This is a genomic window from Agrobacterium sp. GW821-FHT14E08 (assembly GCF_058803865.1).
In genome coordinates this window covers 175,954-200,890 of record NZ_JBXAPJ010000002.1, presented here as the reverse complement: position 1 = coordinate 200,890, position 24,937 = coordinate 175,954, and the positions used below count along the sequence as shown (strand labels likewise).

At 59.8% G+C, this 24,937-nt stretch carries 23 protein-coding genes; 17 read left to right on the top strand and 6 right to left on the bottom strand.

Annotated features, from left to right (window positions below; genetic code table 11):
* Positions 1-83: 83 nt before the first annotated feature.
* The 3 genes from waaA to lpxK all read left to right on the top strand — a co-directional run bounded on the left by waaA (position 84) and on the right by lpxK (position 3,292).
* On the top strand, positions 84-1,406 hold the full coding sequence (gene waaA / locus AC1ROR_RS09770; RefSeq protein WP_035218686.1) for a lipid IV(A) 3-deoxy-D-manno-octulosonic acid transferase: 1,323 nt from the start codon (positions 84-86) through the stop codon (positions 1,404-1,406).
* Positions 1,400-2,137: an HAD family hydrolase gene (locus tag AC1ROR_RS09765; RefSeq protein WP_498589289.1), complete on the top strand. Its 738-nt coding sequence runs from the start codon at positions 1,400-1,402 to the stop codon at positions 2,135-2,137. The genes waaA and AC1ROR_RS09765 overlap by 7 nt, the downstream gene beginning before the upstream one ends.
* A gap of 108 nt (positions 2,138-2,245) precedes the next feature.
* Positions 2,246-3,292, top strand: a complete 1,047-nt coding sequence (gene lpxK, locus AC1ROR_RS09760) for a tetraacyldisaccharide 4'-kinase (protein WP_498589288.1) — start codon at positions 2,246-2,248, stop codon at positions 3,290-3,292.
* 192 nt (positions 3,293-3,484) lie between these two features.
* Here lpxK and AC1ROR_RS09755 read toward each other — a convergent pair whose 3' ends face one another.
* A complete protein-coding gene (locus AC1ROR_RS09755; RefSeq protein WP_080833619.1) occupies positions 3,485-3,706 on the bottom strand; it encodes a DUF2093 domain-containing protein in 222 nt (73 codons plus the stop codon).
* A gap of 151 nt (positions 3,707-3,857) precedes the next feature.
* A complete protein-coding gene (gene mutL / locus AC1ROR_RS09750; RefSeq protein WP_080833621.1) occupies positions 3,858-5,678 on the bottom strand; it encodes a DNA mismatch repair endonuclease MutL in 1,821 nt (606 codons plus the stop codon).
* Between the two features lie 408 nt (positions 5,679-6,086).
* Here mutL and AC1ROR_RS09745 point away from each other — a divergent pair, with 408 nt between their 5' ends.
* Together AC1ROR_RS09745 and AC1ROR_RS09740 are read left to right on the top strand one after the other, a co-directional pair.
* Positions 6,087-7,706, top strand: coding sequence for a response regulator (locus AC1ROR_RS09745; protein ID WP_167377514.1), 1,620 nt, complete (start codon positions 6,087-6,089; stop codon positions 7,704-7,706).
* Positions 7,707-7,883: 177 nt separating this feature from the next.
* A complete protein-coding gene (locus tag AC1ROR_RS09740) occupies positions 7,884-9,236 on the top strand; it encodes a putative bifunctional diguanylate cyclase/phosphodiesterase (RefSeq protein ID WP_035218681.1) in 1,353 nt (450 codons plus the stop codon).
* Positions 9,237-9,421: 185 nt separating this feature from the next.
* Here AC1ROR_RS09740 and AC1ROR_RS09735 read toward each other — a convergent pair whose 3' ends face one another.
* The 4 genes from AC1ROR_RS09735 to AC1ROR_RS09720 form a co-directional block, all read right to left on the bottom strand.
* The gene (locus AC1ROR_RS09735; RefSeq protein ID WP_498589287.1) at positions 9,422-10,309 is read right to left on the bottom strand and encodes an SMP-30/gluconolactonase/LRE family protein; all 888 of its coding nucleotides are present in this window, start codon (positions 10,307-10,309) and stop codon (positions 9,422-9,424) included.
* A gap of 4 nt (positions 10,310-10,313) precedes the next feature.
* A complete protein-coding gene (locus AC1ROR_RS09730; protein WP_498589286.1) occupies positions 10,314-10,943 on the bottom strand; it encodes a 2-dehydro-3-deoxy-6-phosphogalactonate aldolase in 630 nt (209 codons plus the stop codon).
* Between the two features lie 78 nt (positions 10,944-11,021).
* The gene (locus AC1ROR_RS09725) at positions 11,022-11,936 is read right to left on the bottom strand and encodes a 2-dehydro-3-deoxygalactonokinase (RefSeq protein ID WP_498589285.1); all 915 of its coding nucleotides are present in this window, start codon (positions 11,934-11,936) and stop codon (positions 11,022-11,024) included.
* Complete coding sequence (locus AC1ROR_RS09720) at positions 11,936-12,718, bottom strand: SDR family NAD(P)-dependent oxidoreductase (protein ID WP_498589284.1); 783 nt, start codon at positions 12,716-12,718, stop codon at positions 11,936-11,938. The genes AC1ROR_RS09725 and AC1ROR_RS09720 overlap by 1 nt, the downstream gene beginning before the upstream one ends.
* Before the next feature lie 71 nt (positions 12,719-12,789).
* Here AC1ROR_RS09720 and AC1ROR_RS09715 point away from each other — a divergent pair, with 71 nt between their 5' ends.
* The 12 genes from AC1ROR_RS09715 (at position 12,790) to AC1ROR_RS09660 (ending at position 24,880) form a co-directional block, all read left to right on the top strand.
* Positions 12,790-13,674, top strand: coding sequence for an IclR family transcriptional regulator (locus AC1ROR_RS09715; protein ID WP_498589283.1), 885 nt, complete (start codon positions 12,790-12,792; stop codon positions 13,672-13,674).
* Between the two features lie 184 nt (positions 13,675-13,858).
* Positions 13,859-14,599 (top strand): helix-turn-helix transcriptional regulator, encoded by a 741-nt coding sequence (locus AC1ROR_RS09710; protein ID WP_035218676.1) that lies wholly within the window; start codon positions 13,859-13,861, stop codon positions 14,597-14,599.
* Between the two features lie 78 nt (positions 14,600-14,677).
* Positions 14,678-15,901: a CmpA/NrtA family ABC transporter substrate-binding protein gene (locus tag AC1ROR_RS09705; RefSeq protein WP_498589282.1), complete on the top strand. Its 1,224-nt coding sequence runs from the start codon at positions 14,678-14,680 to the stop codon at positions 15,899-15,901.
* A 128-nt stretch (positions 15,902-16,029) separates the two neighbouring features.
* Positions 16,030-17,154 carry an Mrp/NBP35 family ATP-binding protein gene (locus AC1ROR_RS09700; protein ID WP_498589281.1) on the top strand — a complete coding sequence of 375 codons (1,125 nt, stop codon included), beginning with the start codon at positions 16,030-16,032 and terminating at the stop codon, positions 17,152-17,154.
* 327 nt (positions 17,155-17,481) lie between these two features.
* The gene (locus tag AC1ROR_RS09695) at positions 17,482-18,459 is read left to right on the top strand and encodes a magnesium transporter CorA family protein (protein ID WP_035218671.1); all 978 of its coding nucleotides are present in this window, start codon (positions 17,482-17,484) and stop codon (positions 18,457-18,459) included.
* A gap of 15 nt (positions 18,460-18,474) precedes the next feature.
* Positions 18,475-20,394 carry a potassium transporter Kup gene (locus AC1ROR_RS09690; protein WP_035218668.1) on the top strand — a complete coding sequence of 640 codons (1,920 nt, stop codon included), beginning with the start codon at positions 18,475-18,477 and terminating at the stop codon, positions 20,392-20,394.
* Positions 20,395-20,761: 367 nt separating this feature from the next.
* Positions 20,762-21,925, top strand: coding sequence for a cell wall hydrolase (locus tag AC1ROR_RS09685; RefSeq protein WP_498589280.1), 1,164 nt, complete (start codon positions 20,762-20,764; stop codon positions 21,923-21,925).
* 270 nt (positions 21,926-22,195) lie between these two features.
* Positions 22,196-22,561, top strand: a complete 366-nt coding sequence (locus AC1ROR_RS09680) for an AtpZ/AtpI family protein (protein WP_035218662.1) — start codon at positions 22,196-22,198, stop codon at positions 22,559-22,561.
* A 61-nt stretch (positions 22,562-22,622) separates the two neighbouring features.
* Positions 22,623-23,372, top strand: a complete 750-nt coding sequence (locus tag AC1ROR_RS09675) for a F0F1 ATP synthase subunit A (protein ID WP_004440258.1) — start codon at positions 22,623-22,625, stop codon at positions 23,370-23,372.
* A gap of 72 nt (positions 23,373-23,444) precedes the next feature.
* Positions 23,445-23,672 carry a F0F1 ATP synthase subunit C gene (locus AC1ROR_RS09670; protein WP_003494147.1) on the top strand — a complete coding sequence of 76 codons (228 nt, stop codon included), beginning with the start codon at positions 23,445-23,447 and terminating at the stop codon, positions 23,670-23,672.
* Between the two features lie 79 nt (positions 23,673-23,751).
* Positions 23,752-24,393, top strand: a complete 642-nt coding sequence (locus AC1ROR_RS09665; RefSeq protein WP_035218658.1) for a F0F1 ATP synthase subunit B — start codon at positions 23,752-23,754, stop codon at positions 24,391-24,393.
* Between the two features lies 1 nt (position 24,394).
* Positions 24,395-24,880: a F0F1 ATP synthase subunit B gene (locus AC1ROR_RS09660; RefSeq protein WP_035218656.1), complete on the top strand. Its 486-nt coding sequence runs from the start codon at positions 24,395-24,397 to the stop codon at positions 24,878-24,880.
* The last annotated feature ends 57 nt before the right edge of the window (positions 24,881-24,937 follow it).

Sequence of the window (24,937 nt, the reverse complement as noted above, 5' to 3'; positions counted from 1 at the left end):
GACGCAATTTGAGAAGAAGTAGGCGGCGATAACAACAAGAACAGGGGAAGGGCATTGCGCGGAATGATCAAGGGCAGAATGTCATGAGCAGCCGTATCGCACGTTTCGCTCTTTCCGGTTACCGGATTGCCGGTATCGCCGCCTATCCCTTTGCCCGTCCCTATCTTTCCTATCGGGCGGCAAAGGGCAAGGAAGACAAGCGCCGTCGGCTTGAGCGTTTCGGCTATGCCAGCGCCGAGCGCCCGCGTGGGCCGCTGGTCTGGTTCCATGCCGCAAGCGTGGGCGAAACGTTGGCTCTCATTCCGCTGATCCGCGAAATACGCAAGCGCGACATTTTCGTGCTTTTGACCACCGGAACGGTCACCTCCGCAGAACTGACCCGCACCCGGCTCGGCGATGATGTGATCCATCAATATGTGCCGCTGGACATCAAGATTGCGGTCAACCGTTTCCTCGCCTATTGGGCGCCGGATGCCGCCATCACCGCTGAATCGGAAATCTGGCCGGTGACGATGATGGAGTTGGAACGCCGGCACATCCCGCAGATCCGGGTCAATGCCCGTCTGTCCGACCGGTCCTTCGACCGCTGGAAAAACCGGCACGACATTGCGGAGTCGCTGTTTTCCAAGCTGGCGCTGGTGGTAGCGCAATCCGATCTCGATGCCGAACGCTTCCGCGATCTCGGCTCCTGGCCAGTGGTGATATCAGGCAACCTCAAGGGCGACACCGATCCGCCACCCTGTGATGAGGCTCTTCTGGAGACCTATCGCAAGCAGGTCGGCAATCGCAAGACATGGGCGGCGATCTCCACCTTCGACGGTGAGGAAAAGGCTGCCGCCACCGTGCATGCGGCGATCAAGTCGCGCAACGGCCAACTGACCATCATCGTGCCGCGCCATCCCGAGCGTGGCGACGATGTGGAAGCCATGCTGAAGGGCATGGGGCTGACCGTCGCGCGCCGTAGCAGGAATGACGTGATCACGCCGGAAACCGATATTTTCCTTGGCGATTCCATCGGCGAAATGGGGCTTTATCTGCGTCTGACCGAACTTGCCTTTGTCGGCCGCTCGCTGACGGCGGAAGGCGGGCAGAACCCGCTGGAACCGGCGATGCTGGGATGCGCCGTATTGTCCGGCGCGCATGTGCAGAATTTCCGCGAAGCCTATCAGAAGCTGATCCGCGCTGGCGGCGGTCGTATCATCCGCGATGTGGAGATGCTGGCCAAGGCGGTGCATTATCTGCTGGTCAACGACAATGAGCGTTACAAGATGATCGATGCGGGCAACCGGGTCATTCAGGATATGCGCGGCGCGCTTTCTCTGACCGTCAAGGCGCTGGAGCCCTATATCAACCCGCTCACTGTTTCCGCCAAGCTGCAACCGCGGAGCGCCATCGGTTCATGGTAGCGGATATCGAACTCAACACGGCGCAGTCTATCGTGGCAGTCCTTTTCGACAAGGACGGTACGCTTCTCGGTTATGACGCCAGCTGGGGTCCGGTAAACCGCGAGCTTGCGGCGATTGCGGCGAAGGGCGATCCCGTTCTCGCCGACCGGCTTCTTTCCGCCTGCGGCATGGACCCCATTACCGGTCATGTGGTGCCGGACAGCCTTCTGGCCGCTGGCAACACGGCGGAAATCGCCGCCGGTCTGGTTGCCGCCGGCTCGCCCTGCAATGTCGGGGAACTGACGGCGCGCCTCGACCGGCTGTTTACCGAGGCGGCGGATAAATCCGTGCCGGTAACCGATCTCAAGGCGTTTTTCGCAAGGCTGAAGGCACGCGGTTACAAGCTCGGCATCGCTTCCAGCGACAATGAAAATTCCATCCGCCAGACGGCCATCCGTTTCGGTTTTGAAAACGATGTGGATTTCGTCGCGGGTTATGACAGCGGTTATGGCACCAAGCCGCAACCCGGCATGGTTCTCGGTTTCTGCGAGGCGATAGGCTTCCCGCCCGAGCGTGTGGCCGTGGTCGGCGACAATAATCATGATCTGCATATGGCGAAAAACGCCGGAGCGGGATTGCGCATTGCCGTTCTGACGGGCACCGGCTCACGCGAGAGCCTCGGCGCTGACGCCGATTATTGTTTCGACGACATTACCGCGCTTGAAGCGCTGCTGCCGGAACGGGCTCTCTGAGCCGTTTATCCCGTTTTTGCAATTTACGGTTTTTTCTGGCAAACAACCCCTATGATATTCGACATCCGAACGGAATGCCGTGGGCGACGCGGCCGGGAGCGGGAATAGATGGTTTCTGAAGCGCCGCCATTCTGGTGGCAGAAAGCGGGCTGGCAGGCGTGGCTCCTGTCACCTTTTTCGCTTCTTTACGGCAAGATCGCCGGCCGGCGGATGCGAACGGCGAAGAGGGCAAGCGTTTCCGTTCCGGTTATATGCATCGGCAATTTCACCGTGGGCGGCGCCGGAAAGACACCGACGGCCATGGCAATTGCCAGAGCCGCCGCCGCAAAAGGCCTGAAGCCCGGTTTCCTCAGCCGCGGTTATGGCGGCACGCTTGACGTCACCACGCTTGTCGATCCCGGACAGCACCGCTCGGCCGATGTCGGCGATGAACCTCTGCTTCTGGCGCGAGAGGCAGTCACGGTCATTTCCCGCAAGCGGGTGGAAGGCGCACACCGGCTGGTGAAGGAAGGCGTCGATCTCATCATCATGGATGATGGCTTTCAGAGCGCGCGCCTGACGCTGGATTACGCGCTTGTCGTCATCGATACGCTGCGCGGCATCGGCAATGGCCATCTCGTCCCGGGCGGGCCGGTGAGAGCACCGCTTGCCGAGCAGATGCGGCAGATGACCGGTCTTTTGAAGGTCGGTAACGGCCATGCGGCCGATCCGCTGGTAAGGCAGGCGGCGAAAGCCGCCAAACCCGTCTTCGTTGCGGCGATCACGCCGCAGGAGCCGCAGGACTTCAGGGGAAGCCGCGTTCTGGCCTATGCGGGTATTGCCGACCCGGCCAAGTTTTATCGAACCGTCGAGGCGCTCGGCGGTGACATCGTGCTACAGCGCTCTTTCCCGGATCATCATCATTTCAGCGATGACGAAATTGCCGATCTTCTACAGGACGCCGGCAAAGATAACCTGCAACTGGTGACGACGGCCAAGGACGCCGTACGTCTTAACGGGCATCACGGCCGGGCCGAAGAATTGCTGTGGAACAGCCTGGTGATCGAAATCGACATGGTGTTCGACGACCCCAATGCGGCCGCGACCATCATCGATACGGCGGTGGCGAACTGCCGTGCGCGTTTGCTGCGGGACAATGCGCGGACGTCGCTTTAGAGTACTAAAGAAGAAAAACCGCCATGCACCTACGTCTCCTCATTCCTGTGCTTGTCACAGGAATCCAGTCGACGCGCGTTCATACTGCGGGAAGAGCCCTCTCAGCCCAAGGACTTGGGCTGGCTGGATCCCTGTGACAAGCACAGGGATGAGGGGAGGCACACGCGCTATACTCAACGGCCGCTTGCCAACTCACGCCGGCAGATTACCAGCCTTGCGTTCTGCTTCCAGCGAAGCCGCCGCATCCACATAGGCTTCCTGCCGCGCCACGCTCCAATAGCGCAGCTCATCGAGCGGAATGCTTTTGCCGGTGATGGCGCAGACGACATGCGAGCCGGTCTGCACGATCCGGAAATCACCGTCGAGATATTCGATGACGGCGAGGCGGTTGCCGCCTCCCTCAAATCTGTTCATCCGTTTTCGTCTCCTGCTCTGTCCTGTCAGGGCACCCAGTCCGAAACGGCGTAGCGTTTTCCTGAACAATGCGGATGCTCCAGTTCCCTAAATTTATACCGTCAGGCGCGGGCCAAGGCCAGCCCTACCGGCCTGCCGCCGGGACAAGGCGTCAGCTACGGCCGAAGAGCCGTTCTATATCGGAAAGTTTCAGTTCGATATAGGTCGGGCGACCGTGGTTGCACTGGCCGGAACCCGGCGTGTTTTCCATTTGCCGCAGAAGCGCATTCATCTCCTCCGGCCGCATGCGCCGGCCGGAGCGCACGGAACCGTGGCAGGCCATGGTGGCGGCAACATATTCCAGCTTGTTGGCAAGCGTGGAGGCGGCATCCCATTCGGCAATCTCGTCGGCAAGCTGGCGCACCAGCCCCTGCACATTGACTTCGCCCAGCATGGCGGGCGTTTCCCGCACGGCGACCGCGCCCGGCCCGAAACGCTCGATTACGAGGCCCAGCGCATCAAAACCGGCGGCATGATCCATCAGCCGGTCGCAATCCTCTTCCGGCAGGTCGATGATCTCTGGAATGAGCAGCACCTGCGATGGCGGACGCTGGGAATGCAGCGCATTGCGCATTTCCTCGAATACCAGCCGCTCATGCGCTGCATGCTGATCGACGATGACGAGGCCGTTTTCCGTCTGCGCGATGATGTAGTTCTCGTGCAGCTGCGCCCGTGCCGCCCCCAGCGGATAAAGCACCGCTTCTGGCGAGGGGCTTGCGGCGGCCTCGTAAGTCTCCCTCGGCTCGGCCCGCGCCGTCGGCATGGTAATGTCGGAAAAGCGCGACTGCACGGCCTCCGAAAATTGCGTTCCGCTGGAAACGGCAAGCGGCCGGGAAGGAGAAGTCGCGGCGGACCATGTCGCGGACGGAGAAGGCCGGAGATTGGACGGGCTGTAACCCGGACGGAAGGCGCTCATCATCTGGCTCGCACCCGTCGTCGCCGCCCTGTCACCGTCGCGCGTCAGCGCCTGCCGGATCGCGCCGACGATCAGCCCGCGAATGAGGCCGGGATCGCGGAAACGCACGTCGGATTTTGCCGGATGCACGTTCACATCCACAAAGGCGGGGTCGAGCGTGATGGACAGCACCGCGACCGGATATCGCCCATGCGGCACGGTTTCGGCATAGGCGCCGCGAATGGCAGATAAAAGCAGCTTGTCCTGCACCGGGCGGCCATTGACGAAGACATATTGATGCGCCGAGTTGCCGCGATTGAAGGTCGGCACGCCGGCAAAACCGGTCAGCGTCACATCCTCGCGCCCGGCATCGATTTCGATGGCGTTGTCCTTGAACTCCGCGCCGAGGATTTGCGCCATGCGGGCGAGATGATCGTCACCGGTCGAAGGGATTTCGAGCGTGGAACGATCGGTGCCCGATAGCACGAAGCGGATATGCGGAAAGGCGATCGCCATGCGCTTGACGACCTCGGTGATGGCGGCCGCCTCGGCGCGTTCCGTCTTCAGGAACTTCAGCCGCGCAGGCGTGGCGAAGAACAGGTCGCGCACCTCGACGATGGTACCGGCATTCGAGGCGGCGGGCCGCACGTCCGAAACCTTGCCGCCGGTCACGGAAATGACCGAACCCTGTTCAGCGCCCTGTTGGCGGCTGGTAATCGTCAGCTTGGCGACCGAGCCGATGGAGGGCAGCGCCTCGCCGCGAAACCCGAGCGTGCGGATGTCATCAAGCGTATCGGAAATTTTCGAGGTGCAGTGACGCCGGACCGCAAGTTCCAGATCGGTGGGCGACATGCCGGAGCCATTGTCGGTAATCCGCACCAGCCCCTTGCCGCCACCCGCCGTGGCGATCTCGATCCGCGTCGCGCCGGCGTCGATGGCGTTTTCCACCAGTTCCTTCGTGGCGCTGGAGGGTCTTTCGATGACCTCGCCGGCGGCGATCTGGTTGATGAGGGTTTCTGAAAGCTGCTTGATGGCCATGATCGTCATTTTCGCGGATTCGCTGCGGCTTCGAAAGCAAAAAACCGGCGTCGCGGACATTTGCACATGTTTTGCGGTCTTTCGGGCATTTGATCATTTCGCTCAACATGGCGTTAAGCGTTAATCCGCCTTTAATCGACCCTGGTTATGGTGTGGCGGCTTGAAATGATCGCAGGAACGAGGCCCCCCTGGCCGGGTGGTGTGTGACGTCGACTATGGGTGAACGTCATCTTCTCCTCAAGACTGCTTCAAGTGGCGAACCCTGATGTCTCTTTTTCGGAATTTATCGTTTCATCCCAGCATCCGCTTTGGACGATTCCAATAGAAACATAAGCCTGACCCTTTAAAACAGGCGGGAGTTTGCAGTTGAGTGATTTGGCGTCCTCTGGCGCGGGCGTTCATACGGTGATGCTTGATGCCCTTTGCGACGCGCTTGGCGCGGCGATAGTCGTTTACGACCGTAACGATCACATTATTTTCGCAAGCCGGAAACTCTTGAGTTTTTTCCCGCTCCAGGAGGGCGTTGTCGGACCGGGCGCGCGGCTGCGCGACTATCTGAGCGCGCTCTACGATTGTTATCTTCTGGAGGCGGAAAGCCTGGCCGCCAACGCCCGCCAGCTCGGGCGGGAGGAATGGATCGGCGAGCGGCTGGCGCTGCACTGGAAAGAGCGCTCGGAAAAGACCGAGCGGCTGAAAGGGGAACGCTTCCTGCGTTTCGTCATGAACCGCCTGCCTTCCGGTCTCGGCATCAGTGTCGTTGCCGATATTTCCGAACAGAAGAAAAGAGAAGAACAGTGGCGCATCGACCTCGAACGCGTCCAGCTGATCGAGGATATTCTCGATAATCTGCCATTTCCGGTCTTCGTCAAGGATCGGAACATGGCCTATGCGGCAATCAACAAATCCGCCTGCGCCATGGTCGAGACCAGTGCCGAAGCTATTCTCGGCCGAACCGTTTTCGATCTCCATTCGCGTGAGGTTGCGGGGCGGATCGATATCGCCGATCGCATGGTGCTGGACAGCGGCACACCGAGCGTCATTCCCGAAAGAGTGAGACGCCTGAATGGTGAAGAAGTCCTGACGATTACCCGCAAGCAGCGTGTGGGCAGGCCCGGCCGATATTTTCTGGTGACGACGATGGAGGATGTCACCGCGCTCGCCACCATCGACGCAAACGGCATGCCCGTCATTCCCTCGCTCGAGCACGTTGCCTTCGTTTCCTCCACCTATGGCAAGGATGATGAGCGCGATGCCAGAAGCGGCCTGCTGAAGAGCAAGGCGGTGCTGGTCGTATCTGAAAACGGGCGTTTCGGCGAAGCCGCCGGTCGCCTGTTGACCGCGGGCGGCATGGACTTCGCCGTCGTGACGGGCGAAGAAGAACAGCGCAGTTTCATCGATGTCGCCGCCTCGGCCGGCGTCACCATCGATGTTGTCGTGGTGGACGCGCAGATGAGCGTCGCCTGTCTCGATATCGCCGAAGCCCACGGCCTGCCCGTCGTCACCATCGAGGAGGACGAGATAGGCGCGTCGCTGCTGCATTATCTTGCCGTTGGCCTCAGCTCTTCTCCCAGGGAAAAATCCTCTGAGGAGGACTGGGAGATCATGACGGAAGACCTGCCCAAAATGCTCAAGACCGGCGGCGTCTGCGAGATACTTCTCGTTGAGGACAACAGGGTCAACCAGATCGTTTTTTCGCAGATACTCGAGGGCCTTGGACTATCCTACCGGCTCGCCACCTCCGGCGAAGAAGCCTTGCGTCTTTTTGCGGAACAGGCGCCATCCGCGGTTCTGCTCGATACGACGCTTGCCGATATCGACGGTTTTGAGGTTGCCCGCCGTATGCGCGGCCTTGCCGGCGACAATCGCATTCCCATAGTCGGCGTCATAACGCACGCCTTCGAAGGCGATCTCGACAAGTGCCTGGCCTCGGGCATGGAAGACATGCTGCTGAAACCCGTCAGTCCCGATATGGTCGAGGCCGCTTTCCTGCGCCTTTTCAGCAAGGATGACCTGCGGCTTCAAGCCTGAAATTCCGCCGCCACGGCGAGAGACAGGCGGAAATTGACCGCTCTCAGGCTCATTTTGATCGAAGCTTTGGGCCTCCCGGAAAACGCTGCCCGCATTTTTCGGTTCGCGGCTCTATGGCTTTTTTAATACTTGCCCTGCATTGTGAGCGCAATCACACAGGATTCACGAGATGCAGGAATGAAACGGCCAGAGCCGCAAGCGTTGCAGGTCAGCCAGAACGAGCTGCAAGCGATGGCTTACAGCGATCCTTTGACGGGGCTCGGCAACCGCTACCGTCTGCGAGACAAGATTCGCATGCTTGCGAGCGAACGCTCGAGCGATCCCGCACCCTTCACGGTCGGCATCGCGAATATAGACGGCTTCAAACCCATCAACGATCTTTTCGGCGTGCAGGCGGGCGACGAGATTCTGTGCCAGGTGGCGCATCGCCTGAAGGCCTGCATTCCCGATGGCGCGGTCGTGACGCGCCATGACGGCGATGAATTCGCTTTCGTGCTGCCGCTGGTCTTCGAGCGCACCGGCGCCGAGCGTGTCGGCAACATGATCAAGGACGTGCTGTCCGCTCCTTACGATCTCGGCGATCGCAACGTCCGGCTTTCCTCTTCCTTCGGTTTTGCCATCTACCCTTTTGCCGGCGATGATTTCGAGGATCTGTTGAAAAGCGCCGAGACGGCGCTTTACCGGTCCAAACGGCGCGGCCGCGGCCAGATAACGGTCTATTCGCGCGAGATAGCGCAGGAGATGAAGCGCGCCACCCAGTTGGAACAGGCTCTGCGAAACGCCATCATCACCGACGCGATCGATGTGCATTTCCAGCCCATCGTCAGGCTGGAAGAGGCGAAAGTCATCGGTTTCGAGGCGCTTGCCCGCTGGAACGACCCTGATCTCGGCTTCGTATCGCCCGCCGTTTTTGTGCCGCTGGCTGAAGAAAGAGGTTTTATCGACGCCCTTTCGGAAGCCCTGCTCAGGAAGGCGGCGGAAGCAGCCCTGTTCTGGCCGCGCGAGCTTTTCCTGTCCTTCAACCTGTCCTCCGCGCAGTTGATGGATCCTGGCACGGCGGACAATATTCTCTCTATCCTGTCGCGTGTCGGTCTCGACCCACATCGGCTGGAGCTTGAAATCACCGAAACGGCTGTCATGACCTCCGCCGATACCGCGCAGCGCATCATCAGCGAATTGCAGAGTGCGGGTGTTCGCATCTCCCTCGACGATTTCGGCACCGGCCAGTCGAGCCTCGGCCGCCTGCGCGACTTCACCTTCGACAAGGTCAAGATCGACCGCGCCTTCGTTTCCCGCATCAGCAGCGATCGCCCTTCGGAACACATCATCAAGGCCATCGTCGCCATGTGCGAAGGTCTCGATCTCGAAGTGGTGGCCGAGGGTATAGAGGAGCGTGCGGAAGAGGAAAAGCTGCGCGCGCTCGGCTGCGCCATGGGCCAGGGCTATTTTTACGGCCGCCCCGCCGATGCCGCCGCCACCCAGCGTTACCTGCACGAGAATTATCGCGAGATTCTCTCGGATATTTCCTGAGAAACGAAATGGCCGTTAAGAGGCGGCGGTGGTGCTTCCCCACAGCCCTCATTCCTGTGCTTGTCACAGGAATCCAGCCGACACGCGTCTGCGTGGCGAGGAGAGTCTTTCCAGCCCAAGGACTTGGGCTGGCTAGATTCCTGTGACAAGCACAGGAATGAGGTGAGGGCAGTTCTTGCCGCGCGTCACAACCGGTAGAGCGGCTCAAACCGGCCCTTGACGTCAATCCCGAGCTCGAACGTCAACCCATGCTGCGGATTGGCGGCGATGGCGTCGTCGCCGAGATTTTCGCGGGCGGAAGTCACAAGGATACGCGACGCATCGGGCCCAATGAAGGCCGGGCAGGTGGTCTGCCCCGCCGGAACCAGATAGCGTTCGATATGATTGCCGTTGGCATCGTAACGATCGACCGCACCCATGCCCCAGCGGGCGTTCCAGATATGCCCATCCGCATCGCAGACCGAGCCGTCTATGCCGCCGTCGATACCGGCGGAATCGACCAACACTTCGGCCTTGCCCGAGGGAAGGCCCGTCTCGGCATCCAGAGGCACCCGCATCAGCTTGTTGACCTTGGTGTCGACGTAATATCCGGTCGCGCCATCGGGGGAAAAGCAGATCGAATTCGGAATGCTGATCTCGGCAAACAGCGTCGTCACCGTGCCTTTGGCAACGTGGTAGATGCTGCCCGCGCCGGTTTCCGCCTTGCGGCCCATGGTGCCGATCCAGAGCGCGCCGGAGGGATGCATGCGTCCGTCATTGGAACGATTGCCGGGCAGGTCGTTTTCCAGTTCCGCATGCAGCGTCAGTACGCCTGTCGCCGTGTCGCGCAGGAAAAGGCCGTCATCGGAGGCGATCAATTGCTTGCTGTCGCTGATCTTGGCCAGCGCACTGCCCATGAAGGGCAGGGCGTGCACGGTTTTGCGGCCGGAAGCGAGATGCAGTTCATGCAGCTCCCGCTCGACAATATTGAACCACCAGGCGGTGCCGGTCGCGGCGTCAAAGGTCGGGCCTTCGCCAAGCGTCATCGGCGTATCATCAAGAACATGTCCGGCAAAGGGGAAAACGGTTGCCAAGCTCTTATCCTCCGATTGCGGCGTCATAGGCAGAAAGCGTGACGGTGGCACGTTCCCGAACCTCCGCCGCCGTCATGCCGGGCTTGTAGAGACTGGTTCCAAGCCCGAAAGCAAGGATGCCGGCCTTGGTATATTCGCTGAAATTCTTGTCCGACACGCCACCGACGGCGGCAATGACCAGATCCTTCGGCAGGATTGTCCTGATCGCATTGATGCCGGCGGGGCCGATGATGCTGGCGGGGAAGAATTTCAGCCCCGTCGCCCCGGCCTTTGCCGCAACCAGCGCCTCGGTGGGCGTCAGAACGCCCGGCATTGTCACCATGCCCTTGACGCGCGCGGCGACAATCACGTCGGCATCGGCATTGGGGCTGACCATCAGCTTGCCGCCGGCCGAATCAAGCGATTCCACGTCTTCCACACTCAGCACGGTGCCTGCGCCGATCAGGCAATCGGCGGGCGCCATCTTCGCGGCGATCTCGATCGAACGGAACGGATCGGGCGAATTGAGCGGGATTTCGATGGCGCGGAAGCCGGTCTCGATCAGCGCGCCGACGACGCCTTCGGTTTCTTCGGGTTTCAGACCGCGCAGAATGGCGATCAGCGGATATTTTATGGAAGGGAAGGGGATACGCATGGTGTTTCTTTCGTCCTGAAGCGGAATGGCGACAAGTGCGAGCGGTTTTCGCGAGAAATTCCGCTCACACTATATGATTTAGGCCCAAATGGCATTTGCAGCGGCCAGCAACCCGCGCCGCACGGCCTCGTCTGCATCGATGACCGTATATTGAATGTCCAGGGCCGCGAATGCACCCTCGTAAAGCGTGCCAAGCGGGCCGGAGCCGATCAGCACCACCGGCGTATCCCGGCTTGCGGTGGAATGCGCGCCGGCAATTTCCAGCCCGATCATGGTGCCGGAAAGCTTGGCCTTGGCATCGGTTGCGCCAAGACCATGCAGCAATTGCCCGGAGCGCAGGGTGAACAGGCGGTTGGTCGCCAGCTGCGGATTGGCGTAGATGTCGCGCACGGCCGCCTTGAAGGTCTCGTGTTCGCCATTAAAGGCTTCGGCCTCGGCCACCGCATGGGAAAGGATCGTCTGCTTGGAGATGACCTCGAAGAGCTCGCCGGTCATGAACGTGGCAAAGCCGGTAACGTCGCCGCCCTTGACCGTCACCCATTTGGAATGCGTGCCGGGCATGCAGACCAGCTTTTCGCCGGCATCGGCGGAAGCAAGTGCGCCGAGCAGTTGCGTTTCCTCGCCGCGCATCACATCAGGCGCGTTTTTATCCCGCTGCGCCAGCCCCGGCAGAATACGGACATCCCGCGCCTGACCCGGCACGCGGACCGCACCTTCGAGAACCGCAGAAAGCGATGCCGGCACGTCGATATAGCCAGCCTCTACCCAGCCCTGCCGCGCACCCGCCATGCCGCAGACGAGAACCGGCAGGTTTTCCGGCGCGCCGATGGCGTCGAGATGCGATTGCAGCACATCGGCAAAGCCGGTGCGCATGGCTGTCGTCATGCCTTCCGCACTTCTGCGCTCATTCAGCACCGCGCCTGACCGGCTGAGCAGCCACAGCCGGAAACTGGTCGTGCCCCAGTCGACGGCGATAAAAGCGGGTTCAGACATTATAACAGGCCTCCGTCTACGATTATGGATTGCGCCGTGATGGCGCTCGATGCCGATGATGCGAGAAACAGGCACGGCCCCGTCAGATCGGCGGCAATGAGCGTGCGCTTGAGACATTGCCGTGCCGTGGTTGCGGCAATCCCGTCATCCGTCAGCCACAGTTCCTTCTGCCGCTCCGTCACGATCATGCCCGGCAGCAGCGTGTTGACGCGGATGTTTTCCGGCCCCAGCCTGCCGGCAAGGCTTTTCGTCAGGCCGATGATCCCGGCCTTGGCCGCCGCATAGGAGGGAAGATCGCCCATGTTCAGCAGGAACGAGATCGAGGAAAAATTGACGATGGACGCGTCTTTTGCCTGCCGCAGATGCGGCAACGCTGCCTGGACCGTGAAGAACATCTGCTTGAGATTAACCGCCTGATTGGCGTCCCAATAGGCTTCCGTCACGGTGTCGATGTCATGGCGGTCGTCCCATGCGGCATTGTTCACCAGCACCTTGATGCCGCCGGTGGCGGACGCCGCCGCCTCCACCGTCCGCCCGATCGCAGGAATGTCGCTGAGGTCGGTCTTGAAAAAATGGACCGGGTGAGGCGCCGTTGCCGACAGCCGCTGGACAAGCGCGAGGCTGGGCTCTTCCGCGATGTCGATGAAGGCGACCTTCGCCCCCTGCATGGCAAAGGCCTCCACCAGCGATGCGCCGATGCCGGAGCCGCCGCCCGTGACAAGCACGCCGGCGTCCTTGAGGTCAGGGAAATGGGCTTGCATCATCGGCATCGTCTCGTCCATTGAGGGCTTGATTGTTCCATTATATGGAACTAGATTTTACTAAATGGAATTATTCTCTTGGCGTCACGCTTATGTCAAGACAGATGACGATGGATGTTGCCATGCCCGATCTTAAAAAGCCCAATCCTAGAAAGCCTGATGATCAAAAGCATGAGGCCGTTCCGGGTCGGGCGCAAAAAACGGAAACCGTGACCGGCACGCTCGGAAAGGCGGTTTCGCTTCTGGAACTCATCGCCTTCGCCGAAAAACCGATGCGCTTTACCGATGTGGTCGAGGCTTGCGGCCAGCCGCGCGGCACCGTTCACCGTCAGCTTGCCCATTTGATTGCCGAAGGCCTGATTGACCATGCCGCTGACCAGACCTATGCCGTGGGTCTGAGGCTGCTGCAATTGGCGGCGAAAGCCTGGAGCGGCAACGATCTGCGCAGCGTTGCCGCCCCGCATCTGGCGGCGTTGCAGGATGCGACGCAGGAATCCGTGCATCTCGCCGTCTTGAACGGCGGCCAGGTCACCTATCTCGACAAGATGGAGGGTAAGCAAAGTCTGCGCATGCATTCGCAGGTCGGCAAGACGTCGCCAGCCTATTGCACTGGCGTTGGCAAGGCAGCGCTTTCCCTGCTCCCGGCCGCCGATCTGGTGGAACTCGCCGCGGGGCTGGACTTCCATCGCTTCACGCAAAACACGCTGATAACCCCCGAGGCGTTGATCGAGGATGTCTCGGCTATTCGCAAAAACGGTTATGGTTTCGACCTGCAGGAACATGAGGTCGGAATTCATTGTGTTGCCGCGCCTGTGCGCGCACCCGGGCGCAATTTTTACGCGGCGATTTCCGTCACCGGTCCCGCCTATCGCGTTGATCTGAAACAGCTTCGCAAATGGGGGCCGCTGGTGCGCGAAACCGCGGATAAAATCGCGGCGGAACTTGCCTGCAGATTATCCCCGGTTGCGGATGGTTGAAGAAAACCTGCGTCCGAAACGCTGGTGGAGGGCGGGTTTGCGACGGTTGAATCTTATTTTCGATTATTCTGAATTAAGTTTTCAACTTTTGTTTGCATGAATCATTTTGGTGAGTAACATCCGCAATTCCGGGCAAAGGGGGTTCTTTGCGGCGGCATTTTCTCATTCTCGAAGAACAGCTTTCATGCAGAAAACAGAGACGGCCGCCGTTCAGTCGATTGGTGTTGATTGCGTTCGCGAGATCGCCGATCTGAACACCCAATTCGACATATTCCGGTTTTTGAAGCGGCTGACGGAAGCTTGGGAATTCAAGGCCTTCATGGTTCTTGACCTGTCGTCCGAAATGGCGAGCGAGCTGTCGCAATATACCATCATTACAAGCTGGCCGGCCGAGCTTTTGCAGCGTTACGATGAAGAGGGCATGTTGCAGAGCAGCCGGGTCATGGCGCAGTTGAAGAAATCGACCGCCCCCTTTTCCGTGTCCATGGATTTTTTGGTCAAAGGCGAAGAGCATCTCGCGAAAAAGCCCGTTATCGGTCTCTTCGAACGATTTGAAATGGTCAATTCGGTGTGGTTTCCCGTTCACGACATCACGACGACACGGGGTGCGGTGTCCTTCTCCGGCAACAAGACGGTTCTGCCGGTCAGCCGGCTGGCGGAACTTTTCTACATTTCCAGCCATGTCTTTGCCCGGCTATCTGAAATCCGCCGTCTTGACCTGCGCGTTCCCGAAACATTGAGCGAGCGCGAGATCGACTGTCTGAACTGGACGGCCGCCGGCAAGACAAGCGCCGAAATCGCTGAAATCATGATGTTGTCGGAACATACCATCAATCATTACCTGAACCGTGCGACGAAAAAACTCGACACGGTCAACCGCACCCAGGCCGTTGCCAAGGCCCTGCGGGTTGGCTTGATTAAATAGCGAAATCACAATTTTATCATTGTGATAAACGGGTTCCTGGGCGATCCTTCTTTCGAATCACCGGAAAGGAGAAATCGTTTGCCGGAGCGGCATAAGGTAAAAGCGGGATTTTCTCCGACTGTCGACTGCGCCGTGCTGGTAGCCGCTGCCGAAAAAGGTTTCGCTGCCGATGAAGGCATAGAACTGCAACTCGTTCGAAAGCAATCCGCGCGCTCCGTGCTTGCCGCGCTTGACGGAGATGAGGTTCAGGTCGCCCATCTGCCCGCTCCGGTTCCGGTCGGTTCCGCGGTTGGTCTCGATGATCTGCCGGGCAATATTATCGGTGTTTTCACGCTCTCCCTTGGCGGATCGGCAACGACTGTTTCGCACGAATTTTATGATGAGCTTTACCGTGAAGGTCTGAAGCTGCCGGATCCGGCCGCTTTCGGGCGAGCCATGGCCCGTGTCTGCGCCGCGCGCCGGGCCTCCGGTGGAAACCCGCCTGTATTCGCGGTCGAGGATATCATCTCTACGCCGTTTTATACCCTTCGATATCTGCTCGGAAGCTGCGGCGTGCTGCTCGGCCGGGATATGGAAATTGTCGAAGCCCTGCCCAAGGCAATGCCCGGGCTCCTGGAAAGCGGCAAGGTTGACGCGCTCTGTACGGCCGAACCGGCGGGCAGCGCCCTGGTGCTGGGTGGTGCCGGGCGGATCGTTACGACCGGAGCGCTGATCTGGCACAATGCCCCGGAAAAAATTCTCGCCACGAGACGGCCCTGGGCGGAGGCGAACGCCACCCTGCTGGAAGGGCTGCTGCGGGCGCTTTACCGTGCCGGTGAATGGTGCGCCAATCCCGCCAATATCGAGGAACTCACCGGTATTCTCGCCGCTCCCCATTATATCGGCGCAAACGGTGAATTCCTGCTTCCGGCACTGACGGGGTATATTTCCACTTCGCTGCGGGACATGCAGCGTTATCCGGAATTTTTCGTCACGAATGCCAAGGCTGCCAATTTTCCCTGGCAGAGCCAGGCGCTGTGGTTCTTCAGCCAGATGTTGCGCTGGGGCGAGGTTCCCGCCGATCGCCGCTTCGATGCGGCCGTGGTGGAGGCCGCGCGCAATGCCTACAGGCCGGATATTTTCCGCAAGGCCATGAAACCGCTTTTCGTGCCGGTGCCGGGCGCGAACCTCAAGCTGGAGGGGACGTTGCGGGAGCCGGTCCATGTCGGCGCGTCGCGCACGGGCCTCGTGCTCGGCCCCGACTGTTTTTTCGATGGCCGTGTTTTCGACCCGGAAACGCTCGATATGGACGACGAAATCTGAAACCGGGACGTTAAATCGTCGCGATTGGCCGCCCGATGTTCTTTAGCATTGGCGAAGCGCTCCGCCTTGTCTATGGATGGCGCGGAATTGAGCCCATATCCGGTAGGATGATGTAGCGGAGTAAAACTATGGCAGAGGTCAGCAAGAACCAGGTCGAAAAGGCTTTGGAAGCCGTCATCTATCCCGGCAGCGATAAAAGCATCGTGGCGCTTGGCATGGTCTCTGAAATCTTCATTGCCGATGGGAAAGCCTATTTTTCGATTACCGTTCCCGCCGACAGGGCCGCGGACATGGAGCCGTTGAGGCTTTCGGCGGAAACGGCTGCCAAAAATGTCCCGGGAATTGTCGGTGCGGTGGTGGCGCTGACCGCGGACCGCAAGCCCGGCGCAGAACAGCCGGCACGGCCCGCTGCGGCAACCGGTCGCCCGGCGGCACAGCCACGCTCTTCCAAGGTCGGCGTTCCGGGTGTGGGCGCCATCATCGCGGTCGCCTCGGGCAAGGGCGGGGTCGGCAAGTCGACGACCGCTGTTAATCTGGCACTTGGCCTCCAGGCGCTCGGCCTCAGGGTCGGCATGCTCGATGCCGATATTTACGGTCCTTCGCTGCCTCGCCTCCTCAAGATTTCCGGCCGCCCGCAGCAGCAGGAAGACCGTATCATCGTCCCCATGGAGAATTACGGGCTGAAGGTCATGTCCATGGGCTTCCTGGTGGATGAGGAAGCGGCGATGATCTGGCGCGGGCCGATGGTGCAGTCCGCATTGATGCAGATGCTGCGTGAGGTCGCCTGGGGCGAACTGGATGTGCTGGTGCTGGACATGCCGCCCGGCACGGGTGATGCGCAGCTCACCATCGCCCAGCAGGTGCCGCTCGCCGGCGCCGTCATTGTTTCCACGCCGCAGGATCTGGCGCTGATCGATGCGCGCAAGGGCATCACCATGTTCCGCAAGGTGGAAGTTCCACTGCTCGGCGTCATCGAGAATATGAGCTATTTCATCGCGCCCGATACGGGAGCGCGTTACGATATTTTCGGCCATGGCGGGGCAAAGGCGGAGGCGGAAAGGATCGGCGTGCCGTTCCTCGGCGAAGTGCCGCTCACCATCTCCATCCGCGAAATGTCGGACGCCGGAACCCCGGTCGTTGCCGCCGAACCGGACGGCCCGCAGGCCGCGATCTACCGCGATATCGCGAAAAAGGTCTGGGCGCGCATCGGTGCGGATGAAAGAAAACCGGCGCCGAAAATTGTTTTCGAATAGCGGGCAACGAGCCGGCCCGGTGGCGGGACGGAAAGAATATGTTTTAAATACAAAAGATTAATCGGCTTTATAGGAAAAGCTCTCTGTGGTTTTTCTCCAGAGATGCTTTGCCTGCAAGGCTGTCGCGAAAAAATATTGCTTGATTGCTTCTCGCTTTGGGAGCATACGCCTGCGCCGTTTGGCTCTTGGTCCGTCGGGCTGGCGAGATGTGAAAATCCCGCCTGTTCCAGCGTTCCCTGAAGTGTCGTCCAAAGGTTTGCCGACCTTGAACAGGATATGTTAAGCAGCATTGCGGCTGAAGCCTGCGATGTGGAGCGGAGAAACGGATTGATAAAAGCCTATCGCGCCAATTGCGAGGCGATCAGCCTGTCGCCAGACGACGGCTCCGAACAGATTCCCGACGACATCGTCTGGATCGATCTCGTCAATCCGGACAGGGCCGAAGAGCATCATGTGGAAAAGCTGCTGGGGCTTGATCTGCCCACGCGCGAGGATTTGAAGGATATCGAGCCCTCCAGCCGTCTTTACATGGAAGACGGCAATGTCTTCATGACCGGGTCTCTGGTGTGGAAGGCGGATTCGGACGATCCGCGCCTCACGGACGTCGCTTTCATTCTTGCCGGCAAACGCCTTGTAACAATCCGTTATGCCGAGCCGAAATCCTTCCACCTCTTCATCGCGGCCATCACCCGCGTGCCGCACGAGATGCGCAGCGGCACGGCGCTGCTTCTGAAGCTGCTCGAAACCATCGTTGACCGCACGGCGGAGATTCTCGAAAATTCGGTCACCGGCATCGACAATCTCGCCGCCGACATTCTTGGCAGCCAGGCTCGCTCCAAACGCAAGGCGCCGCGTTATCTCGAAGATCGTCTGACCAACATCGCCGCCTATCACCGGCTGATCTCGAAGGTCCGCGTGAGCCTCGCATCGCTGGCGCGCCTCCAGACCTTTCTGTCCACCAGCGACCAGGTTCGCGAGGACAAGGGTGCGAGAGAGCAGGGCAAGTCGATCGGGCGCGATATTCAGTCGCTGAACGAACATGCTTCCTTCGTTTCCGGCAATCTGACGTTCCTGCTCGACGCTTCTCTTGGTATTATCAACATCGAGCAGAACGGCATCATCAAGATTTTCTCGATTGCCTCGGTGGTGTTTTTGCCGCCGACCCTGGTGGCCTCGGTTTACGGAATGAACTTTCAGCTCATGCCGGAGTTGAACTGGACATTTGGTTATCCGCTCGCGCTCGTCATCATGCTGATGTCCGCCATCATTCCGTTTCTCTTTTTTCGTTGGAAGGGCTGGCTCTAAGGAGCCAGGATCATCATGTCCCAAATCGTCGACAAGGACGTCGCAGAGAAACCGGATGCGGACGACAAGCATCAGAACAAGGGGCTATATGCCGCGATCCTTGGTTCCATCGGTGTCGTTTATGGCGATATCGGCACCAGTCCGCTTTACGCCTTCCGCGAAGCGCTGCGGCCGATCGCCTATGACGGTGTCACCGAAAATGAGGTCATCGGCCTCATTTCCCTGATGATCTGGTCTTTGACGATCATCGTGACATTTAAATACATCACCCTGCTTTTGCGCGCCGACAATGACGGCGAGGGCGGCACGCTGTCGCTTCTGGCGTTGCTGATGAAGACGGCGGGCACCCACCGTAGCGTTCTCATCGTGCTCGGCCTCATCGGTGCGGCGCTGTTCCTCGGCGACGCCATGATCACGCCGGCACTTTCCGTGCTGTCCGCGGTGGAAGGCCTGAAGCTCGTCACGCCGGAACTGGACGCCTTCATCATTCCGATTTCCGTCGGTATCCTGATAGGCCTCTTTGCCATCCAGTCGCATGGAACGGGAACGGTGGCGAAATTCTTCGGGCCGATCACCGCCCTATGGTTCATCGTCATGGGGCTGGCGGGCCTTTTCCACATCGCCGACGATTTCAGCATTCTCTTTGCCTTCAACCCATGGCACGCCGTTGAATTTCTGGCCAATGAAGGCTTTTACGGCATCGTCGTGCTTGGCGCGGTTTTCCTGACAATCACGGGTGCTGAGGCGCTTTATGCCGATCTTGGCCATTTCGGCCGCCGTCCCATCCAGTGGGCATGGTTCTGTCTGGTGTTTCCGGCTTTGACGCTGAATTATCTCGGGCAGGGCGCGCTGGTTCTGAAAGACCCGGCGGCGATGTCCAATCCGTTTTACCTGATGTTCCCGCAATGGGCGATCCTGCCGGCCGTCATTCTGGCGACCGCCGCCACCATCATCGCCAGCCAGGCGGTCATCACAGGTGCGTTTTCGCTGGTGCGCCAGGCCATCCACCTCGGTTACCTGCCGCGTATGGAAATCCTCTTCACCTCGGAAACCAATACGGGACAGATCTACCTGCCGGCCGTCAACACCATCCTGCTGTTCGGCGTCGTCGCGCTGGTGCTCACCTTCAAAAGTTCCGATGCGCTGGCCACCGCCTATGGCATTTCCGTCACCGGCGCGATGGTCGTCACCAGCCTGATGTTCTTCGAATTCGTGCGCAAGCGCTGGCAATGGTCGGTCTGGCTGGCGCTTGCCGTGCTGGCACCGCTGCTGCTGCTGGAACTGGTGTTCCTTGGCGCCAACCTGCTCAAGATTCACGATGGCGGTTACGTGCCGGTCATGCTGGCGATCGCCTTCACCATCATCATGACCACCTGGCAGCGCGGTTCGAAGATTCTCTTTGCCAAGACCCGCCGCAGCGACGTGCCGCTGAAGGCTTTCGTCGCCTCGGTGGAAAAGGAAAGCGCCCATGCGCCGGTGCGTGTGCCCGGCACCGCGATTTTCCTGACCGGCGATCCGGAAGCTGCGCCGGCGGCATTGCTGCACAATCTCAAGCATAACCACGTCCTTCACGACAAGAACGTCATCCTGACGATCCGTACTGAAGACCAGCCCCGCGTTCGACCGGAGAACAGGTACACGCTGACGAAACTCAGTGATCGTTTCGCGGTGGTGGAACTGCATTTCGGCTTCATGGAAACCCAGAACGTCACCCAGGCGCTGGGTTATCTGAGGCGCACCGGCTACAAGTTCGACATCATGTCCACCTCGTTCTATCTCGGCCGCCGCAAGCTGGTGCCGGATCCGAAATCGGGCATGCCGGGCTGGCAGAACCGCCTGTTCATCGCGCTTGCCGAAACGGCGGCCGACCCTTCGGACTATTTCCGCCTTCCGGCCAACCGCGTGGTGGAACTGGGTTCTCACGTCGTCGTCTGATGAAGTGGGCATGCCCTCAATGTAGCTGAGCGGTCTCCTTCTTTTCGTCATACCGGCCTTGAGCCGGTATCCAGCCAGCCCAAGTCCTTGGGCTGAAAGGAGTCTTTACGCCGCGCCGACGCGCGTCGGCTGGATTCTGGCTCGAGGCCGGAATGACGGATGTGGAGATGCCCTGCGGGACAGTTGTGATCGGCACATGCAAACGCGACTCCACGCCGCGCGCATTAGAAGATGGTTACACATTAACGTGAAGCCGCGTCCGCGCGCGCCGTTAACCAAGCATCAAGGTTAATAAGAGATTCTCGAACACCTGTAGCAAATATGGTTGTCGGTGTTCGGAGTGCTGGTTTTGCGTTCGAAAAGTGTAATGCGTCGTCGGTCCTCCGCGTCCCTTCAGGCATGGACGTCCAGATGGGCCTCACCGGTCGTCTTCGGCCTTGCCGCCTGGCTCGTCTTTCCCTCCCTCGCTGCACGTGCCGATCTGGCCTCGCTGCTGGCCGGGCTGGACAATGGTGGCGAGCAATGGCGCATGGTGCTGACCGCGTCTCCGGCCGGTTCGGTGCACAATGCCTCACTCACTTTTAATGATGCGGCAGGCGAGGCGGCGCTGCATGGCAGCGGCATGACCCTGCCTGACGGCCGCAAGGTCGCCTTCGTCACCAACAAGAAAGGTGAGGCCACAACGCCGGACAGCGAGCGTGTCAACCGCGCCGCCAAGAAGAGCCGTATCGTTGCAACCGAAATCATGCAGCCGCCGAAGGCCTTCACCGCCGGTTCCGTTCTGCAGCGCACCAGCATGCTGGATATAGAGCCGCTGAAGCGCAAGGATCGCACGGCTTTCGTCAAGCCGAAACGCGGCAAGGATGTTGAACTCGCTTCCTTCTATTTCCGCCGTGACGAAAAGAAGGTGGATAAGAGCGTCTCACCCATGCTCGCCGAACTCGTCACCAACCGCACTCCGGACATTCTCGCCACGGCTTACGCGCCGGCCGCACCGGATTTTGCCCGCGAGTCGCCTTTCGACGCCATTCTTAAGAAGCCGGAGGCCGGACGTTTCGTGCCGCAGATCAGCCCGGAAGACCATGCCTGGGCGGCGACCCCGCTGCCGGCCGAGGTGTTTTCCGCTGCCGAACAGCAATGCCTGGCATCCGGCATCTATTTCGAGGCGCGCGGAGAATCGGTCAAGGGCCAGGCAGCGGTGGCGCAGGTCATCCTCAACCGCGTGCGTAACCCCGCTTATCCGAAAACCATCTGCGGCGTGGTCTATCAGAACAAGGACTGGCGCAACCGCTGCCAGTTTTCCTTCGCCTGCGACAATATCAAGGACCGCGTGAATTCCGAGCGCCATTGGAAAATGGCGCGCGAAGTGGCCATGGCGACGACTGCCGGCAAGATCTGGCTGAACGAGGTGGGTTCCGCCACCCATTATCATGCCGTTTATGTCCGCCCCGCCTGGGGTAAGTCGATGAAGAAAGTCGGCAGGATAGGTCTGCACGTGTTTTACCGTACCTATGGTGGCGGCTGGAGCTGATACGACCGCCAATTTGTCGCATTTTGCGTGTCAAAAATGCCGATTCCCTCGCGAAACATCGCCGCCAAACGACGATTTGGCATCAAGTCATTGTTTTTCAATGATTAATTTGTGCTGCAACAAGCGGCTCCAGTGCCTTGACTAGAGAAGCCCCTAAAACTATGTTGCGCGCGACTTCAGAGCGGGCTGGAACAGGCTTAATCCGTCACCGTTTACAACTCCAAAGGGTTCTGGCATGGCTGGAACGGAGAAAATGGGTGGGATTTTAAGATGACTGGCAACCGTGACGATAGTCTGGACGAGCGCCGCAAGCGCCTTGCCGAAGAACTGGCAAAGGTGAAGGCGGAGGATGAGGCGGAAGTGAGGGCGGAGACCAACGCTGCGGAAACCCGGAAGGGTTTTGCGATGGCGGTGAAGCTCTCATCGGAGTTCATTTCGGCCATCGTGGTCGGCGCTATGCTGGGTTATCTTCTGGACTATTTTGCCGGCACGACGCCGTGGGGGATGATCGTTCTTCTTCTTCTCGGTTTCTGCGCAGGTGTATTGAATGTGTTGCGCTCGACCGGCGCGGTGGCCAAGCCGCCGCTGCTGGAAAAGGCGGACAGACGAGACGAGGGTGGAAAAGGCGGCGTTTAAGCTGTTTTTTCTTGCAGTTGAGATGCCGCGCAGTCGCGGCGACAGGTAAAGAGGGCAGCCGGTGGCAAACGATCCGACCCATCAGTTCTTGGTGCAGCCGATCATTCCGATCGAAATTGGCGGCGTCGATTTTTCCTTCACCAATGCGTCGCTTTTCATGGTTGCGACCGTGGCTGCAGCGTCCGGTTTCCTTTATTTCGCAACGTCGAACCGCGGTCTGATCCCGACCCGCATGCAGTCCGTTGCTGAAATGTCCTATGAATTCATCGCCTCCATGCTGCGCGAAGGCGCCGGCAAGAAGGGCATGGTCTTCTTCCCATTCGTCTTTTCGCTGTTCATGTTCGTGCTGACGGCGAACCTTCTCGGCATGTTCCCGTATTTCTTCACGGTCACCAGCCAGATCATCGTCACCTTCGCGCTCGCCTGCCTCGTCATCGGTACGGTCGTCGTTTACGGTTTCTACAAGCACGGCCTGCATTTCTTCGGCATCTTCGCCCCCTCGGGCGTACCGAAGGCGCTTTTGCCGCTTGTCGCGTCAATTGAAATGATCTCGTTCCTGTCGCGTCCGATCAGCCTTTCCGTTCGTCTCTTTGCGAACATGCTGGCCGGCCACATCACGCTCAAGGTTTTCGCAGGCTTCGTCGCCTCCATGAGCGCGCTCGGCGCGCTCGGTGTCGGCGGCGCCGTGCTGCCTCTCATCATGACGGTCGCCATGACCGCTCTCGAATTTCTCGTTGCCTTCCTGCAGGCTTATGTCTTCGCGGTACTGACTTGCATGTACCTGAACGACGCCGTGCATGGTGGTCACTGAGAAGTATAGTCGCTGACCCCGGAAACGGGTGTCAAAAACAGCCGCAACAACCAATATCTCAAGGAGTCTCACATGGAAGCGGAAGCAGCAAAGTACATCGGCGCAGGTCTCGCATGCCTCGGCATGGCTGGTACGTCCCTCGCACTCGGCCGTATCTTCGGTGATTACCTGTCCGGCGCACTGCGCAACCCCTCTGCTGCCGACAGCCAGTTCGGCCGTCTGGTATTCGGCTTCGCCGTTACGGAAGCTCTGGGCATCTTCTCGCTGCTCGTTGCTCTCCTTCTCCTGTTCGCTGTCTAATAACGGCATCAGGTCTGGATCACGGCTCGCAAATGGCGTGCCGTGATCCTTCGCATTTGCAGTCCCCCTGGAGGTGAGCATGTTCGTGACCGAGGCTTATGCCCAGTCAGCACCGACCGTAGGTGAAACGCATACGGAAACTCCGGCTGTCGGCCAGCCGCAACCGGAAGCCACGCACACGGAAACCGGTGTAGCGCACGGCGCTGAACACGGTGCTTCCGGCGTTTTCCCGCCGTTCGACCAGTCTACTTATGCATCGCAGGTCCTGTGGCTGGCGATCACGTTCGGCCTTTTCTACCTGCTCATGCAGAAGGTCATCGTTCCGCGCGTCGGCGGCATTCTCGAAAACCGTCACGGACGCATCGCACAGGATCTCGACGAAGCGGCACGGTTGAAAACCGAAGCTGACGCTGCTGTCGAAACCTATGAAAAAGAACTCGCGGCAGCCCGCGCCAAGGCAAGCTCGATCGGCTCCGCGGCACGTGACGCCGCCAAGGCCAAGGCCGATGCCGACCGCGCCGCCATTGAGGCCGGACTTGCTGAAAAGCTCGCCGCCGCCGAAAAGCGCATTGCCGGTATCAAGGAACAGGCTTTCGCCGATGTTGGCGCCATTGCCGAGGAAACCGCGACCGCGATCGTCGACCAGCTGGTTGGCGCCAAGGTCAAGGACACCGACGTCAAGGCCGCCATCGCTGCCGCTTCTAACGTGAAGGGAGCCTGACATGGCATTTGATGCATCATTTTTCGCTCTCGTCGGTCTCGTCCTTTTCTTCGTCCTGATCGCCTATCTCAAGGTTCCGGGCATGCTCTCCAGGTCTCTGGACGAGCGCGCGCAGAACATCCAGGACGAGCTGGCCGAAGCCAAGCGCCTGCGTGAAGAGGCCCAGCACCTGCTGGCCGAATATCAGCGCAAGCGTAAGGAAGCCGAAGCGGAAGCCGCCGGCATCGTTGCCGCCGCTGAACGCGAGGCCGCAGCGCTCACCGAAGAAGCCAAGCAGAAGACGGAAGAATTCGTCGCCCGCCGTACGGCCCTTTCGGAACAGAAGATCAAGCAGGCCGAAGAAGACGCCATCGGCGCCGTCCGCGCCGCCGCCGTGGATATCGCCATTGCCGCTTCCGAGAAGCTCATTGCCGAAAAGACCACAGCCGCCGCAAAGGCCAAGCTTTTCACCGCCACGATCGGCGACGTGAAGTCGAAGCTGAACTGAGATTTATCTCGGTATTGTTCAAAACCCCTCCGGCTTCCGCCGCGAGGGGTTTTTTAT

Bases quoted from the DNA above. Each gene is read 5' to 3' on its own strand.
- mutL (WP_080833621.1), bottom strand. From the start codon at position 5,678: ATGGCCATCAAGCAGCTTTCAGAAACCCTCATCAACCAGATCGCCGCC.
- AC1ROR_RS09745 (WP_167377514.1), top strand. From the start codon at position 6,087: ATGCTTGATGCCCTTTGCGACGCGCTTGGCGCGGCGATAGTCGTTTAC.
- AC1ROR_RS09690 (WP_035218668.1), top strand. From the start codon at position 18,475: ATGTCCCAAATCGTCGACAAGGACGTCGCAGAGAAACCGGATGCGGAC.
- AC1ROR_RS09715 (WP_498589283.1), top strand. From the start codon at position 12,790: ATGTCAAGACAGATGACGATGGATGTTGCCATGCCCGATCTTAAAAAG.
- AC1ROR_RS09665 (WP_035218658.1), top strand. From the start codon at position 23,752: ATGTTCGTGACCGAGGCTTATGCCCAGTCAGCACCGACCGTAGGTGAA.
- AC1ROR_RS09740 (WP_035218681.1), top strand. From the start codon at position 7,884: ATGAAACGGCCAGAGCCGCAAGCGTTGCAGGTCAGCCAGAACGAGCTG.
- AC1ROR_RS09670 (WP_003494147.1), top strand. From the start codon at position 23,445: ATGGAAGCGGAAGCAGCAAAGTACATCGGCGCAGGTCTCGCATGCCTC.
- AC1ROR_RS09685 (WP_498589280.1), top strand. From the start codon at position 20,762: ATGCGTCGTCGGTCCTCCGCGTCCCTTCAGGCATGGACGTCCAGATGG.
- AC1ROR_RS09755 (WP_080833619.1), bottom strand. From the start codon at position 3,706: ATGAACAGATTTGAGGGAGGCGGCAACCGCCTCGCCGTCATCGAATAT.
- AC1ROR_RS09730 (WP_498589286.1), bottom strand. From the start codon at position 10,943: ATGCGTATCCCCTTCCCTTCCATAAAATATCCGCTGATCGCCATTCTG.
- AC1ROR_RS09660 (WP_035218656.1), top strand. From the start codon at position 24,395: ATGGCATTTGATGCATCATTTTTCGCTCTCGTCGGTCTCGTCCTTTTC.
- AC1ROR_RS09765 (WP_498589289.1), top strand. From the start codon at position 1,400: ATGGTAGCGGATATCGAACTCAACACGGCGCAGTCTATCGTGGCAGTC.
- AC1ROR_RS09725 (WP_498589285.1), bottom strand. From the start codon at position 11,936: ATGTCTGAACCCGCTTTTATCGCCGTCGACTGGGGCACGACCAGTTTC.
- AC1ROR_RS09710 (WP_035218676.1), top strand. From the start codon at position 13,859: ATGCAGAAAACAGAGACGGCCGCCGTTCAGTCGATTGGTGTTGATTGC.
- AC1ROR_RS09680 (WP_035218662.1), top strand. From the start codon at position 22,196: ATGACTGGCAACCGTGACGATAGTCTGGACGAGCGCCGCAAGCGCCTT.
- lpxK (WP_498589288.1), top strand. From the start codon at position 2,246: ATGGTTTCTGAAGCGCCGCCATTCTGGTGGCAGAAAGCGGGCTGGCAG.
- AC1ROR_RS09700 (WP_498589281.1), top strand. From the start codon at position 16,030: ATGGCAGAGGTCAGCAAGAACCAGGTCGAAAAGGCTTTGGAAGCCGTC.
- AC1ROR_RS09720 (WP_498589284.1), bottom strand. From the start codon at position 12,718: ATGGACGAGACGATGCCGATGATGCAAGCCCATTTCCCTGACCTCAAG.
- waaA (WP_035218686.1), top strand. From the start codon at position 84: ATGAGCAGCCGTATCGCACGTTTCGCTCTTTCCGGTTACCGGATTGCC.